This window comes from Streptomyces sp. RLA012 (genome assembly GCF_056270325.1).
The window spans coordinates 4,763,675-4,776,434 of the sequence record NZ_JBWDPA010000002.1; the positions used below are offsets into that span (position 1 = coordinate 4,763,675).

Annotated in this window: 11 protein-coding genes, 1 tRNA gene and 4 pseudogenes; 7 read left to right on the forward strand and 9 right to left on the reverse strand. The window is 68.3% G+C overall.

Annotated features, from left to right (window positions below; all coding sequences use genetic code 11):
- Positions 1-117: 117 nt before the first annotated feature.
- Both RV986_RS21605 and RV986_RS21610 read right to left on the reverse strand, forming a co-directional pair.
- The gene (locus RV986_RS21605; protein ID WP_475918976.1) at positions 118-672 is read right to left on the reverse strand and encodes a hypothetical protein; all 555 of its coding nucleotides are present in this window, start codon (positions 670-672) and stop codon (positions 118-120) included.
- 450 nt (positions 673-1,122) lie between these two features.
- On the reverse strand, positions 1,123-1,458 hold the full coding sequence (locus RV986_RS21610) for an SCO0607 family lipoprotein (protein WP_475918977.1): 336 nt from the start codon (positions 1,456-1,458) through the stop codon (positions 1,123-1,125).
- Between the two features lie 1,163 nt (positions 1,459-2,621).
- Here RV986_RS21610 and RV986_RS21615 point away from each other — a divergent pair.
- Both RV986_RS21615 and RV986_RS21620 read left to right on the forward strand, forming a co-directional pair.
- Positions 2,622-2,906 (forward strand): annotated as a pseudogene (locus tag RV986_RS21615) (helix-turn-helix domain-containing protein); the annotation flags it as partial.
- A 112-nt stretch (positions 2,907-3,018) separates the two neighbouring features.
- Positions 3,019-3,663, forward strand: coding sequence for an IS630 family transposase (locus RV986_RS21620; RefSeq protein WP_475918978.1), 645 nt, complete (start codon positions 3,019-3,021; stop codon positions 3,661-3,663).
- 13 nt (positions 3,664-3,676) lie between these two features.
- Here RV986_RS21620 and RV986_RS21625 read toward each other — a convergent pair whose 3' ends face one another.
- The 3 genes and pseudogenes from RV986_RS21625 to RV986_RS21635 all read right to left on the reverse strand — a co-directional run.
- A complete protein-coding gene (locus tag RV986_RS21625; protein WP_475918979.1) occupies positions 3,677-3,967 on the reverse strand; it encodes an acyl-CoA-like ligand-binding transcription factor in 291 nt (96 codons plus the stop codon).
- A gap of 224 nt (positions 3,968-4,191) precedes the next feature.
- Positions 4,192-5,445, reverse strand: a complete 1,254-nt coding sequence (locus RV986_RS21630; protein ID WP_475918579.1) for an IS4 family transposase — start codon at positions 5,443-5,445, stop codon at positions 4,192-4,194.
- 75 nt (positions 5,446-5,520) lie between these two features.
- A pseudogene (locus RV986_RS21635) lies at positions 5,521-5,790 on the reverse strand (TetR/AcrR family transcriptional regulator); the annotation flags it as partial.
- Positions 5,791-5,872: 82 nt separating this feature from the next.
- On the opposite strand from RV986_RS21635, the gene RV986_RS21640 reads away from it, so the two are divergent.
- The 3 genes and pseudogenes from RV986_RS21640 (at position 5,873) to RV986_RS21650 (ending at position 8,195) form a co-directional block, all read left to right on the forward strand.
- Complete coding sequence (locus RV986_RS21640; RefSeq protein WP_475918980.1) at positions 5,873-6,802, forward strand: SDR family oxidoreductase; 930 nt, start codon at positions 5,873-5,875, stop codon at positions 6,800-6,802.
- A 546-nt stretch (positions 6,803-7,348) separates the two neighbouring features.
- Positions 7,349-7,840, forward strand: a pseudogene (locus RV986_RS21645) (helix-turn-helix domain-containing protein); the annotation flags it as partial.
- 103 nt (positions 7,841-7,943) lie between these two features.
- Positions 7,944-8,195 (forward strand): hypothetical protein, encoded by a 252-nt coding sequence (locus RV986_RS21650; RefSeq protein WP_475918981.1) that lies wholly within the window; start codon positions 7,944-7,946, stop codon positions 8,193-8,195.
- Between the two features lie 178 nt (positions 8,196-8,373).
- On the opposite strand, the gene RV986_RS21655 is transcribed toward RV986_RS21650, so the two are convergent.
- A tRNA-Tyr gene (locus RV986_RS21655) sits at positions 8,374-8,455 on the reverse strand.
- A 202-nt stretch (positions 8,456-8,657) separates the two neighbouring features.
- Between RV986_RS21655 and RV986_RS21660 the strand changes: the two genes are divergently transcribed.
- Entirely contained in the window at positions 8,658-9,146 is a 489-nt protein-coding gene (locus RV986_RS21660; protein WP_099500598.1) for a YajQ family cyclic di-GMP-binding protein, read from the forward strand.
- 112 nt (positions 9,147-9,258) lie between these two features.
- Here RV986_RS21660 and RV986_RS21665 read toward each other — a convergent pair whose 3' ends face one another.
- Entirely contained in the window at positions 9,259-9,525 is a 267-nt protein-coding gene (locus tag RV986_RS21665; protein ID WP_475918982.1) for a GlsB/YeaQ/YmgE family stress response membrane protein, read from the reverse strand.
- Between the two features lie 171 nt (positions 9,526-9,696).
- On the opposite strand from RV986_RS21665, the gene RV986_RS21670 reads away from it, so the two are divergent.
- Positions 9,697-10,941, forward strand: a complete 1,245-nt coding sequence (locus tag RV986_RS21670) for an APC family permease (RefSeq protein ID WP_475918983.1) — start codon at positions 9,697-9,699, stop codon at positions 10,939-10,941.
- 34 nt (positions 10,942-10,975) lie between these two features.
- Here RV986_RS21670 and RV986_RS21675 read toward each other — a convergent pair.
- A pseudogene (locus RV986_RS21675) lies at positions 10,976-11,541 on the reverse strand (SMI1/KNR4 family protein).
- Between the two features lie 52 nt (positions 11,542-11,593).
- A complete protein-coding gene (locus RV986_RS21680; RefSeq protein ID WP_475918984.1) occupies positions 11,594-12,760 on the reverse strand; it encodes a barstar family protein in 1,167 nt (388 codons plus the stop codon).

Sequence of the window (12,760 nt, forward strand, 5' to 3'; positions counted from 1 at the left end):
CCGTGGGCCGCGCTCAGTTGGGCGCAGAGCGAAAGGTGGAATCCGGCGCCGCTCACGGCGGCCTGGTCGTCGAATTCCCGGGCCGCCGTGGCGTCGTCGTGATCCGCCTCGGGAGGGTCAGGAAACTGCGGAAGTGCCCGCCAAGCCCCAGGACTTGGTGGGCTTTCCGTCGTCAGCGATGTCGTAGTAGGCGGTGGCGTCCGCGGTCCACGTCTTCTTCTTGGTCTTCACGTAGGCAATGCCATAACCGCTGGCACCACTCGGGTAAGTCTTCGAGCCATGCTCCGAGTTGTTGATCTCGGAGCTGATGTCGCGTTCCTCGCAGATGTCGTAGCTACAGTTCTTGACCGTGGTCGACCCGTGTTCCGCACGCATCTGGATCGAGAACCCGTTGAATCGTTCGCCCCCGGTGTAAAAGGACGTGCCGTCCCAGGAAGCCTTGTTGACCCAGGCCTGATAGTGGCGGTAACCGCCACTGGTGCCGTTGTACCTGATGCAGATGTTGATGCTGACCTTCACATCCGGCTTGCTGGGAAGGTTGAACGACTTGGTGCTGGTCTTGCATTGCGTGGAGGACGCGGCCTCGGCGTACCCAGACGTGGCGACGACTCCGCCGAAGAGCAATGCGCCGGCAGTCACCGCAGTGGCCGCACGGCGGGTGAGTATGTTCATGAAGAGGTCTTTCTTGTGTCGTCGGCCGATTTCTTTGGCCGATCCCCGTTGGAAAAATCGGGGGCGAACCGGTATGGCTACACGGCCGCCCACGGCGAGACGGGCACAGGAAATCAGGAGTGCGTGCTACTCACTTGTCCCGCCCCGGCCCGCGATCTTAGCCTGGGAGTAGGAACCCCGCTATCAAGGCCCGGCAGTTGATGGGCCGTCAGCATCCCTGAACAACAACAGGCTTCCCCTGCGCTGCCCCGCTCTGCCCTGCCCGACTCGCGTAGGGCGCCGCGCTGGCCTTGTTCCGCATAGGAACGTTTCACAACACCAAACGATGCGGCCAGCTGCTCACGCACAGCGCCGAGCACCCCGAAGGGCTCGCCCGATCAAGACTCTCAAACGACGTCTCGGAAGCGACGCAGGTCGACACGGCGGCAAACTGCGAATTCAGCTCACTTTTCATCCGGCGTCGGGAGCCTTGATGATTTTGCCGTTCTCGTCGACGGTGTGGGTGCTCCAGTAGGTGTCCCACTTGTCGCCAACATGCTGAGGGACTTTCCCCTCCGGATAGCGGACGTACCCCTTCGGCGGTTCCACGCCGTTGGACACGCAGGCGCTGCCGGTGCTGCCCACCGACATGACCGGATATTCGCCGCCGCCGCAGCTCGCGTCCTCGGAGGAGCAGCCGGTCAGCACCGCGACGGCCACGCAGGCCAGCGCCAGCCCCAGGGCGGACCGCACCGGACCACTGCTGATCGCGGACAACGGGCGGTGAACTCGGTTCTTCGTACGCACAGTTGGCTCCCTCTGGACGGCTTGTGCGACCAGCCTGCGCGGGACGAGAAAACCGATCATGAGTACGCATACCCAGATGCGGCAGGCTGGCATACCTGATTCCACGTAGGCACGACGGCGACCGCTCCCCCACGTGGGCGCAGTGCTCGCCCGCACAGTTCCCGTACGCCTGCCGAGGCCGCGCCACCCGAGCCTTCCCCCTCGCCTCCACGGGCCGACTCGCCAACCATCGCTGAGCAGCGAGTGGCCAACTGTCATCGAGCACACGGCATCGCCCCCGCCCCCTCTCCCCCACAGACCTACCGAAGCGGTCCTGGCGGCATCCGGCGGCACTCTTCGGATGCGTGTACGACACGGCAGCGTGGACCGACCACGATCATCGGGCTACGACTCCAGAACGGCGACCTACCGCGCCACCTCGTACAGCACAGCGCCCGACGCCCAACAACCGACCGTTTCAGACCTGGCCGGCGCCGCGGGCTGATCTATGACCTTCGTCGTACGGCAGTCTCCACGTGGCCCGACTCAACCGTGCAACCACAGCCCGTAGCCAAGCGCGCCGAGCACAGCGCAGCCGTCCTCTCCCGGGTCCACACGAACTACCTCAGATTCGAACCTGGGAAGGCTGACTGAGCCGGCAGATTTACGGAAAGCTCATGGCACAACCTCTGATCAGGGATTTCAGCGGAACTCGCTGTCCCTGGGGACAACTGATGGGACTCGTTCCCGACCGCCCGCAGATGCCCGGTCAGCCACTCACTCACTCCCTCCCGACCTCGCTGCCGCCGCCAGCAGACCTCTTCCGAAGCCACACAGCTACCGGCCAGACGGCACCCACGACCGCCGAAGCAGTCTCGGCGCCGATCAGCTGACCACCGCACAGTCGCGCGACCAACTGCCCGACAGCGCGCCGACCGTACTCGCAGGCCGGACACCGGTCACCCGCGTCAACAACCCTTCAGGGCAATACACCTAGTAGCGCGTCGCTGCTTAGTTATGGCATGTCTGGTTGGGATGCTGGCGTCTGGTGGGTACCTTCCTTTTTCCCAGACAGGACTGTCGTTGTGGGTTCGCAGAAGAAGCGGCCGGTCAAGTTGACCGCGCAGGATCGTGAGGAGTTGGTCCGGGTGACCACGACGGGTGTTCGTGGGGCCTCGATGATCATGCGTGCGCGGGTGCTGCTTGCGCTGGACACCTCAGTGGGTGACGTGGATTCCAAGGAGGTGATCGCGGCCCGGCTCGGCGTCTCCGGTGAGACGTTACGGCTGGTTGCCAAGCGTTTCGCCGAGACCGGTGGCGATGTGCACGCCACGATCGCGCGGAAGAGACGTGACCTCCCACCGGTGCCCTCGCCGGTGACCGGCGAGGTCGAAGCCCGACTGATCGCGATGGCGTGCTCACAGCCACCCCAGGGCTATACCCGGTGGTCGCTGCGGCTGTTGGAGAAGCACGTCGCGCTGGCCGAGGACATCCCCGATCTGGACCACTCCACCATCGGGCGGGTCTTAAAAAACGGAACTGCGTCCTCATCTGAGAAAGTGCTGGACCATCCCACCACGGGTGAACGCGGAGTTCTCGGCCCGGATGGAAGATGTGCTGGCCGTCTATGCCCGGCCCTACGACCCGGCACGTCCGGTGGTGTGCATGGACGAGAAGCCCTACCAGCTTCTCGCCGATGTCCGCGACCCGCTCCCGGCCCGCCCTGGTCACGACGCTTGCCGGGACAGCGAGTACATCCGCTGCGGCACGTGCTCGATCTTCGTGTGGGTCGAACCCCTGCGTGGGTGGCGTCGCGTTCAGGCGCTGTCCCAGCGGACCCGGATCGACTGGGCCGGCCAGGTCAAGCAGCTGCTGAGCGTGGACTACCCCGACGCCGAGGCCGTGGTGCTGGTGATGGACAACCTCAACACCCACGGCATCGCCTCACTGTACGAGGCATTCGAACCAGAAGAGGCATTCGCCCTGGCCCAACGCCTCGAGATCCACCACACGCCCAAGCACGGGTCATGGCTCAACATCGCCGAGATCGAACTCTCCGCGCTGACCCGGCAATGCCTCGACCGCCGGATCAGCGACCTCGACACCCTCAACACTGAACTCTCGGCCTGGCAGAACGCCACCAACACTGACCAGCGTCAGGTGGACTGGCAGTTCACCACCCACGACGCACGCATCAAACTGCGCCACCTCTATCCCAAAAATTAGCCGCGACAATCTACTAGCCGCCTGCGGTCACGGCCTTGAGTTCATCCAGTGATTCCCGCATCAACCGCGACAACTCGCGTTCGTCCTCCGCCGTGATCCAGCGCTCGAAGCCGACTTTGAAGACGGCGACCCCCGACTCGGCGGCCAGGCTCGCGGCCGACTCCGTAACGCCGTGTCGGCGCAGGGCGCCGGCGAGCGCGGCCGAGATCGAGGCGAGCTTGATCAGGTCGCGCTCCTGGAGCTCGGGGTTCGCCATGATCACAGCCTGCCGAGCACGCACGCAGTCGCGTTGTTCGGTGAGCATCTCGGAGACCGCATCAAGACCCAATGCCGCTAAGTTAGGTGGCTCGGATGAGTTGCGGTGTGGGTGGTCCGGTGTGTTTGAGGGCTACGTCGGTGGGGCGTTTCACGCGGTAGGAGTTGTGGCGGGCGCGTTTGATGACGCGGGGGTAGGTGCGGTGGCGACGCCGGGGGTTGGGCCGCTCGGTGATCTCGGCGAGGGTGTGGGCGGTTGCCGTGGGCAGGTGTTCAGGGGGGAAAGGCCGCCTGGTCGGTGACCTGGCGGCGGACGACGCGGACGGAGCGGGCGAATGACAGCCGGTCGGGGTCGTGGCCTGCTTCGTCCGCGGCCTGGCACATCAGGTCCCTGACCGCGTAGTGCGCCAGGAGCAGTCCGTAGATCTCCTGCTCGACCATGTCGGGAGACTTGCTGCGCAGGATCTGGCCGCCACCACGCAGATGCGTCTTGATCTCGTCCAGCGCCGACTCGTGCTCCCACCGCTGGGCATACGCGGTGGCCAGCTCGGTGGCGCTGATCCGGGCGGGGTCCAGGACGGTGGTGATCAGGCAGACCAGTTCCCCGTCGGGATTTCGGTCGGGCACGGTGAACTCCACGGCCCGCACCAGCTGCGCCTGTTCCCCGGGCACCTCCTGCCCGGCCCGGGCGGCGGTCAGGAGTGCCTGGCGGCGCGCGGTCTTGACCGACGGGTCGAAGAGCAGGCCCAGGTAGGAGCCGTCGGGCAGGGCACGAACGACGGGCAGACTCACACCGGCGCCGATCCTCCACACCAGGGCAGCGCCGGTGGCGGCGGCGTCGTGCCACAGCTGCCAGCTGTAGAAACCGGCGTCGGCCAGCAGCAGCATGTCCGGCTCCAAAGCGTCCAGCACACCGGCCGCCAGCGTACGCTCCCCGGTCCGGCAGCCGCCGATTTCCGCCGCGACCACAGCGTGGGTACCGCACTCGGACAGGGTGACCAGGTGCACCTTGGGAAAGGCCGACGCCTTGGGCCCGGAGTTCATCCGTCCGAACGCGGCCACGTTGGCCTCGGTGTCGGCCGCGTCCAGGCCGGTTCCGTCGATCGACATCAGCCGCAGGCCGGCCAGCCACGCGCCCTTGGTGCCGTGTCCGGCCGCCGGGACCGCCGCGCGTCGGAACAACTCCCGCAGCGGTTCGGCCCCCAGCCGGGCCCTGGCCTGCGCGATCGCCGAAGTGCTGGGCACCTGCCAGTCGTCACTCCACGAGCCCAGATGCCGCAGGGAACCGACCAGTTGGCGCATGACCTCCTCCGACCCGCTCCCGAAGAACAAGCCCTGCGCGATCACGTAACGGATCATCACATGAGCGGGAAGCCGCCGCACCCGCCTCTCCCGCCGACCCGTGACGTCCAGGACCTCCTCCAGCAGATCCCGGGGAAACGTACGGGCGAGCACACCCAACTCGATGTGGTCCGTCAGCCGCCCGCCCGACGGCTCGTCCCCACTGACCTGCCCAACTCGCGCCACGAACCGCACCCTAGCGAGACGGCTGCCCCCCTGCCCCATCGTCAGGCGGACGACACGAGCCGCCTAACTTAGCGGCATTGCATCAAGACCCACCGCCAGCGCGTCGATCGGCGCCGCGGAGTTCAGAGCGCCGGCGACCGCCCGCACGAACAGCTCCTGAAACTCGCCGGAGGTGGCGAACAGTACCTCGCGCTTGTCGGCGTAGTGCCGGAAGAAGGTCCGCTCCGTGAGCCCGGCGCGTTGGGCGATCTCCGCCACGGTGGTCTGCTCGTACCCGCGTTCGCTGTAGAGCTCCAGCGCCGCTGTCGCCAGGCGCCCGCGCGCGTTCGGCTCCCATCTACCCATGGGCAGATCCTACGTTATGACAGCGACTGACATCAGATGCAGTGTCGATGACAGTAACTGACATCAACAGCTGAGGTTCCTCATGCGCATCTTTGTGACCGGCGCGACCGGCTTCATCGGCTCCGCCGTCGTTCCCGAGCTCATCGACGCGGGGCACCAGGTCGCCGGGCTCGCCCGCTCCGACGCCTCCGCCGCCGCGCTCACCGCCGCCGGCGCGGAGGTCGTCCGCGGCACCGTCGACGACCTTGAGCTCCTGCGGGACGCGGCCGCCGCGTCCGACGGGGTGATCCACCTCGCCTTCAAGGGCGACGTCGCGTTCACCGGCGATTACCGGGGCGCCGCCGAGGCCGATCGCCGTGCCGTCGACACCTTCGGCGACGCGCTCGCCGGCACCGACCGCCCCTTCGTCCTCGCCTCCGGCCTGATCGGCCTCCCGTCTGGGCGCGTGGCGACCGAGCGGGACGTGCCCACGATCGACGGCTCGCCATTTGTGATCCGAACGGCCACCGCCCAGGCGGCGCTCGCCCTTGCCCCGCTCGGCGTCCGCTCATCGGTCGTGCGGCTCTCTCCGACCTGTCACGGCGAGGGCGACTACTCCTGGGTACCGCACCTGGTCGCCACCGCCCGCGCCAAGGGCGTCTCCGGCTACCTCGGCGACGGCGCCAATCACTGGCCGGCAGTCCACCGCCTCGATGTCGCACGGCTGTTCCGCCTGGCCGTCGAGAAGGCACCCGCCGGATCGGTGCTGCACGGCGTCGCGGAGGAGGGCATCGCGATCCGCGACATCGCCGAGGCGATCGGCCGCCACCTCGACGTACCGGTGACCTCCGTGGCCCCCGAGGCCGCGGCTGAGCACTTCACCTGGCTGAGCCCCTTCATCGGCTTCGACGCCCTGGTGTCGAACGCCCTGACCCGCGAACTGCTGGACTGGCAGCCGACCCACCCCGGCCTCCTCGAAGACCTCGACAAGGGCCACTACTTCCGCACCCCTGCCCCTGCCACCGCCACCTGACCAGCCCCGGAGACGCCACCTGCCCGGCACACGCCGAATCGCACGCAGTGCGTGAACATCGGCGCCGGCGTCAACCTGGTCCGCCACCGCCATGGTTTCACCTTCGCGACATGGCAGGAGCTCACTGCCGTGAATGGGCAGAGGGGCTCATCCGGGCTGCGGCCGAAGCCTTCGGCTATGCGGTACTCGACCTCTATTCGCGACCGCGTTGCCGTGATTGCAGTCAGTGGGTAACAAAACAATCAGCTTATTCATGCGCTCGCAGGTGTGCGATCACGAAAATCAATCCGGCGTGATTCCCCGCGCAACTGGAAAAGGCCACCGGCGTGAGCCAGTGGCCTTCTTCAGCGAGTCGTGACCCACTTCGCCGTGAGACTTCGGTCAGCCCTTCGTGGGCTCGGATTCTCCCCGGAGCGACGGCCCGCTTGTCGCGGCAGCGCCGAGCGGGCCGGAGGCAGGAGCGTGGGCGCGACCAGGACCAGGAAGCGCCCCGGCAAAGCGGAGCACAGCCGAGGCCTTGATAAAGCACCATGCCGAAAACCAACCCTGCGCTCGCTCAACCGCGAGGCCAAACGGCGCCCGGCGGTCATACGTCACGTCGAAGAGGCCACCGGGAACACCGCAGTGTCCTGCCGGTACTTCGGGATCAGCCGACAGGCGTACTACACCTGGCACCGCCGCTACCAGGCCGAAGGCGTCGAGGAGCTGCCCACCCGCTCCAACGCACCCAAGCACAACCCCAACGCGACGCATGTCGAGGCGGCCGGGAACATCATCTACCCGCGGCAGAACTACCACTTCGGCCCCGAGAAGATCCCGATGTACCTCAAGCGGCACCACGACGTCACCATCAGCAAGTCCGGCGCCTGACGGATCCTCAACCGCCCGGACATGGGCCGCCTGCCGGCCTCCCAGCGCTACAAACGCCACGACCGCCGATGGAAGCAGTACGAGAAGCAACTGCCCGGCCACCGGATGCAGATCGACGTGAAGTTCATCGAGCCACTCGCCTCAACGCGACCGGGGCGCCGCAGCGGGCCCTGAGGCAGGCATGGTGCGGGCCGGCCGGAACTGGACGGATGACGGGAAGGCCCACCAGGCCCGACACCTGAAGGCCAGGGCTGAGAAGAACTCGCGACCGGTGCCGATCCCTTTCCACCCCGTCCGACAGCTCCGGCAGCACATCGCCACCCACGGCACGGCACCCGACGGACGGCTGTCTCGGACCAGCCGCGGGGGCCTGCCACAAGAGACCAAGTACGGGGAGGTCTGGGCAAAGGCTCGGGAAAAGGTACTCACCGAGGCCGAAGCCGCCTCCCTCCTCACGCAGACCCAGGATCGCGCCAACCGGCGGATAGACGCTGCCCTGCGCGAGTGGAACGAGCCGCAGTGACCGCCCCCCGTCCCCCCGGGGGGCGGGCGGGGGACGCAGGCTGATCAGGAGTGGGATCCGGGCGAGACAGGGTGAGACAAGTCACCTTGTTTCGATTCCACTCGCAAGATCACGTTCGATAACGCAGAAACCCCCTCTGATCTACGTTCTCGCAGATCAGAGGGGGTCTCCCTCAGCGTGGCGGCGCCAGGATTCGAACCTGGGAAGGCGAAGCCGGCAGATTTACAGTCTGCTCCCTTTGGCCGCTCGGGCACACCGCCGGGGTTGCTGCCGTGAGGACCGCTTTTCGGCGGTGCTCCCTGGCAACGACGTAAACGATACCCGATGCTCGGGGGTGCTTCGCCACCCGATTGATCTGCGCTCGGAGGGGAGCGGGTGGCTAGGCTTATGCGGATGCGGCCGGGGACCGATGCAGGGCTCGACGGCCGCCCCTACGCACCCCGATACAAGGAGCCACAGGACATGGCCGACTCCAGTTTCGACATCGTCTCGAAGGTCGAGCGGCAGGAGGTCGACAACGCCCTCAACCAGGCCGCCAAGGAGATCTCGCAGCGCTACGACTTCAAGAACGTGGGCGCCTCCATCTCCTGGTCCGGCGAGAAGATCCTGATGGAGGCGAACTCCGAGGAGCGGGTCAAGGCCGTCCTCGACGTGTTCGAGACCAAGCTGGTCAAGCGCGGCATCTCACTGAAGGCGCTGGACGCGGGCGAGCCGCAGCTCTCCGGCAAGGAGTACAAGATCTTCGCCTCCATCGAGGAGGGCATCTCCCAGGAGAACGCGAAGAAGGTCGCGAAGATCATTCGCGACGAGGGCCCGAAGGGCGTGAAGGCACAGGTGCAGGGCGACGAGCTGCGCGTCAGCTCGAAGAGCCGTGACGACCTGCAGGCCGTACAGGCCCTGCTCAAGGGCAAGGACTTCGACTTCGCGCTGCAGTTCGTGAACTACCGGTAGCCGTCGGCCGTCCGGTGGCCTCGGCCGTTGGTGCGTCGCGTGTACGAGGAAGGGTGGGCACCCGGGGGTGCCCACCCTTCTCGCCTGCCGGCTGCGGCCCCGGAGTGCGCGCTCAACGGCGCGAGTCGCCGAACAGGATGCGGTAGAGGATGAGCAGGACGAGCGAGCCGCCGATCGCGGCGGCCCACGTGGCACCGTCGTAGAACTGCTTGGTGACCGGGTGGTCCAGCCAGCGCGCGGATATCCAGCCGCCGACGAAGGCCCCGGTGATGCCGATGAGGGTCGTGCCGAAGAAGCCGCCCGGGTCACGGCCCGGCAGCAGGAATTTGGCGATGGCTCCGGCCAACAGTCCCAGAACGATCCAGCTGATGATGCCCATGCCCTGAACCTGCCTCTCCGCGCTGTGCCTGTGCTGTACTCCTGCTCCGGACCTGCTGTGTCATGCCTTCGAGTTCGAGCAGCAGGAGGTCGTGCTGATGTTCGTCGCGCGTTGCCGGGGAGGACGCCTCGTCGGCGCCGGTCGGTTGCAGCGATCAGTAGGGTGCGGTCCATGACACAGTCCGGTTCCGAGCTCCGACGCACCCTGGGCGTCGGGGACGCCGTGGTCATCGGTCTCGGGTCGATGATCGGTGCCGGAATCTTCGCGGCGCTGGGCCCCGCGGCACGGGCGGCCGGGTCCGGGCTGCTGCCCGGGCTCGCGGTCGCCGCCGTGGTCGCGTACTGCAACGCCATGTCCTCGGCACGGCTGGCTGCCCTGTATCCCGCCTCCGGCGGCACGTATGTGTATGGGCGTGAGCGGCTCGGGGTCTTCTGGGGGTATCTGGCGGGCTGGTCGTTCGTCGTCGGGAAGACGGCCTCCTGTGCGGCGATGGCGCTCACCGTAGGGGCGTACGTCTGGCCGGGACAGGCGCACGCGGTGGCGGTCGGGGCCGTGGTGGCCCTCACCGCGGTGAACTACGGCGGCATGCAGAAGTCCGCCTGGCTGACGCGGGCGATCGTGGCGGTGGTCCTCGCGGTCCTCGCTTCCGTGGTGGTCGTGTGCCTCGGCTCGGACACCGCCGACGCCGGGCGGCTGGACGTCGGGGTCTCCGGCGGCGTGGGCGGGGTGCTTCAGGCGGCGGGGCTGTTGTTCTTCGCGTTCGCCGGGTACGCGCGGATCGCGACGCTCGGTGAGGAGGTACGGGATCCGGTGCGCACCATTCCGCGCGCGATCCCGACGGCTCTGGGCATCGCGCTCGTGGTGTACGCGGCGGTCGCGGTCGCGGTCCTTTCCGTGCTGGGGTCGGCTGGGCTCGGGCACGCCTCGGCTCCGCTGGCCGACGCGGTGCGGGCGGCCGGTGTGCCGGGGCTCGTGCCGGTGGTGCGAGTGGGTGCGGCCGTGGCCGCGCTCGGCTCGCTCCTCGCCCTGATCCTGGGCGTTTCACGGACGACGCTGGCCATGGCCCGCGACCGTCATCTGCCGGGCGCCCTGGCCGCCGTACATCCGCGTTTCCACGTACCGCACCGGGCGGAGCTGGCCGTGGGCGCGGTGGTCGCCGCGCTGGCCGCGACGGTGGACGTGCGGGGCGCGATCGGGTTCTCCTCCTTCGGTGTGCTGGCGTACTACGCGGTGGCCAATGCGTCCGCCTGGACGCTGAGTCCGGCTCCGACGGCGCGGGTGGTGCCGGTGGTGGGACTCGTCGGGTGCGTGACGCTGGCGTTCGCACTGCCGGCGGTCTCGGTGGGCGTGGGCGCGGCTGTGCTGGGCCTGGGGGCGGCGGCGTACGGTGTGCGGGCGTGGGTGGCCTCGCGGTAGCCGTCGGCGCGGGCCTCCGTAGCGGGGCGGGTCGCTACGACGCCGGTGCCGCCGCCGTGCGTATGCGGAAGTCGGGCCAAGGGGTCAAGTCCGTATCGTCGTTGGATTCCTCGTACCAGCCGGAACCCGCGAGCCAGGTGTGCAGCCATGCCTCGAGGTCGGTGCGTCCACGTACCACGCGTGGTCGGCCTCGTCGGCGTTCGGCTCGAAGAGCAGGACGGTGCCCCGGGGGCTGCGGCAGTCCACGCACGCGTACATCCCGCAACCCCAGTGGGATATCGGCAGGACGCCCTCGGGCCAGGGCCAGTCCGGGTCCTTGCGGCCGCTCTTGCGGTGGGCGAGGTACTGCGGGACGGCGGCGGGCTCGCCGGACACGGAGCCGTCGAGCAGCGGCAGCAGGCCGTACTCCGGGCCGAATCCCCCGTCCCCTATCCGCAGGTAGAGCGCGGCGAGCAGGGGCGGCAGGGGGAAGCCCAGGGCGGCCTCGGCGCGGGTGACCGCCGCCGCGTCCACGGGCCCGGGGAGTGAAGGCCAGCCCCATGGACGGGTATTGCGGGCCTCCACACCGACCCGTACCAGCAACTGCTCGATTTCGGTCATGGGTTCATGATGCAGCGCGCCACTGACAATCGGGCGGCCTGTGGATAACCCGTCACGCCAGCCGTACGTCGATGCCTTTTTCGGCGAAGCAGGCGAGCAGTTCTTCGAAGGTCGGCGGGCGGTGGCCCGCGTGCGGGGTGACGCCGAGGCAGCTGCGGGCGATCTCCGCGTCGTGCCATACGAGCGTGAACGGTGGTTCGGCCCCCCACCGGCCGTCGAGGCAGTCGCTGAGCGCGTCGCAGCCCCGTCCGAAGTATCCGCCGGGTCCATTCACGGCTTCGCCGAGTGCGCAGAAGAATCCGGGTTCATCGGTGATGTGACGGCCGTCGAGGTGGTAGGTGCTGGCGGGAGGATCGTCCGGCTCGCCGTAGATGTGATTGTCCAGGGCCGTGCGGAGCCAGAACGCACGGCCCTCAAAACCGCATCGCGCCCAGAGGCCGGGCCCGGACGGGCGGCCCTGCCACCACAGGTCCCAGACCTCGGGGGCCGCGGTCGGTGGCCGTTCCGACCAGGGTTCGAGGGTGAGGTCGATCCGGCCACGGCCGCGCGAGGAGGGGATCCACGCGGTGAGTTCGCCCTCGACTGCCGACTGGACGGTGCGGCCCCGCGCGTCGAGGCGCAGCACCTTCGCGTGTCCCAGGTCCTCTTCGCCGCCGTTCAGTGCCGTCCGGAGGGCGCCGCGGGGCGAGCAGCCGAGCAGTCGCAGCGACGGCTCCATCGGTTCGGGGTGTTGTTCGTGCCGGACGTGAGCCAGGTCCTTGCAGGTGCCCCACGGGGCTTCGTCGGCGCCGAGGAGCCGGTAGCCCGGGGAGAGCGGCGGGCACTGGGGATAGTCGGACCCGTTGGACGCGGACTCGGACGCCTCGACGATGATGTCGCGGAGCGACAGGTCACGCGCGCACGGCCGGTCCCCGAGGAGGCGGACGTCCTCCAGGTGCCACAACCACACCCCGACGCGCGCACCCTGTCTGTCCAGCGTCTCCAGGGCGAGCGAGCCGAGCGGCGCCGAGCCCTCGGCACGCGCGCGTGCGAGGGCACTGCTCAGCCGGCCTTCCGGTACGCACCCGAGGAGTTCGTACGTCCTGCGTGCGGGAGGGGGCGGATCGCCGAAGAGGCCCTCCGCGTCCTCGCAGGCGGCCCATGTCTCCTCGTACCCGCCCTCGCCGTTGAACTCGGCTTCGGCGTCGTACGAGAGCAGCAGGTACTTCGGCGGTCCCAC